The organism is Psychrobacter sp. 1U2 (assembly GCF_051847575.1).
This window is the reverse complement of the sequence record NZ_JBPYDC010000130.1, coordinates 1-1,693: the sequence shown is the minus strand read 5'-3', so window position 1 is coordinate 1,693 and position 1,693 is coordinate 1. Positions and strand designations below refer to the sequence as shown.

Annotated in this window: 3 protein-coding genes; 1 reads left to right on the top strand and 2 read right to left on the bottom strand. The window is 42.4% G+C overall.

The window, feature by feature from the left end:
- Positions 1-784, top strand: a 784-nt coding sequence (locus ACS8FD_RS13810) for an alpha/beta hydrolase (RefSeq protein ID WP_439276292.1), incomplete at its 5' end; no start/stop codon positions are given.
- Between the two features lie 95 nt (positions 785-879).
- Here the strand turns inward: ACS8FD_RS13810 and ACS8FD_RS13805 are convergent.
- On the bottom strand, positions 880-1,107 hold the full coding sequence (locus tag ACS8FD_RS13805; protein WP_439263164.1) for a DUF1653 domain-containing protein: 228 nt from the start codon (positions 1,105-1,107) through the stop codon (positions 880-882).
- A gap of 127 nt (positions 1,108-1,234) precedes the next feature.
- Positions 1,235-1,693, bottom strand: a 459-nt coding sequence (locus ACS8FD_RS13800) for a S4 domain-containing protein (RefSeq protein WP_439276291.1), incomplete at its 5' end; no start/stop codon positions are given.

Here is a 1,693-nt window from a genome sequence, read left to right as displayed (position 1 = left end):
CAAATACAGGTTTTATCTTCCGCATTTTAGAGGCTTTGGAGAAGCGAAGTCTATTCATTTGACGCAATTTGATTTTGTACGCCAGTATGCTGACGATATCAACACCGTGATTGAGCAAATTTGTCACGACCTTAAAATAGAATCTTTACCAGTTGCTGCTATCTCTATGGGTGCGCAAGTAATGTGGGGGTATTTTGAGCGTTTTGGTATGTCACGGGTCAGCCGTTATATGAACATCGACCAAAGTCCTGCGATTCATAATCAGGCTGATTGGCAAGGCGGCTTATTTAGTGAGCGGCAGCAGGAAGTGTTTGATATATTTCATGAAGTGGTAGATATGACACTGCCTTATGCTAATGTTGACAGTTTTACGCACCTACCATTTACGATTAAACGCCAGGTCACAGATATTGAGCGGCTATTTTCTTTACTATCAGTAAATCGTTCACGCTCAAAAGCCCTCGTCCAGCTTTTAACGCATCAAAATGATCATAAGCTGGTGTTTTATAATCATAATACCTGGCAACATAAAATGCGCTGCTTACAAGCGTATTTAAAGTTAGAGTACGATTTTCGAGCCGTCATAGAAAAAATCACCATTCCAGTGGTAAACTTAGTTGGAGATCGCTCAACGCTCTATGATCCTAAGTGGCAGCAAGAAGTGACCCGTATGCTCCCTAATGCAACTGAGATTGTTTTGCCGCGCTCTGGTCATGCGGTGCCGATGGATGAGCCGATTGCCTTTTATAAAGTGCTAAAAGAGTTTGTGGGAAATGAGCGCTAGGTGATATGGTAAAAAGCTGGGTTAAAAACCCAGCCTACGACAGCGTACCTTAAGTTTCTAGTCGGGCTTTGCATTTCCAACTAATCAGCTTCAAACTAATCAGTGAGCGCTTTAATCAATTCAAATCTAGGCACTTCTTTACCATCACGTGTGACTGTCTCGCTAAACATCGAAAGTGGTCGTACCCATACGCCATACTCACCATATAGACAGCGATAAACCACTAGCCTTTCTTCCGTTTCGGAATGCTGCGCGGTATGCAACACTTGGTAAAGACTGCCTTTATAATGGCGGTAGATGCCTTGTGGAATAGATTGGTTCATAAGTAACTCCTAGCCTTCCCTATAAATGTATGAGCTAAATACTGTCTCGTTATGTTCAAATAATAGAAATAGATAAGGCCGACAATCAATGTCGACCTTATTTATGCTCTTGATATTAAAAGCCCTATTATTCTACCGTTACTTTTGCATAGGCCTTTTTGCCTGCTTGAATAACAGCCGTCTGACCTGATGTTAAGCTAAAGCTAGCATCGACTACGTCACCATCTACTTTTACCGCGCCACGTTTTACCATATCTTTAGCTGCAGAATTGTTTTTGGCAAGTGCTGCTTGGTTTAAGACTTGGGTGATAAATAGCGCATCTTGCCCTTCTAGATCTAGCATAATTTCTGGCAGGTCGACTGGTAATTCGCCATCAGCTAAAACGTTGCCTGCAGATTTGTGTGCATTAGCCGCCGCATCAGCATCATGAAAACGTTCAATCAACTCTTCGGCGAGGATACGTTTGATTTCTTGTGGATTGCGACCGTTTTCCATCTCTGCCATCAATGCTTCGACTTCTTCCATCGGCTTAAAGCTTAAAAACTCGAAGTAACGGCGAATTAAGGTATCTGGCATCGATAGTAG

What these genes read in the sequence shown, in the direction of transcription:
- ACS8FD_RS13805 (WP_439263164.1), bottom strand. Translation starts at nt 1,107, where the DNA reads ATGAACCAATCTATTCCACAAGGCATCTACCGCCATTATAAAGGCAGT.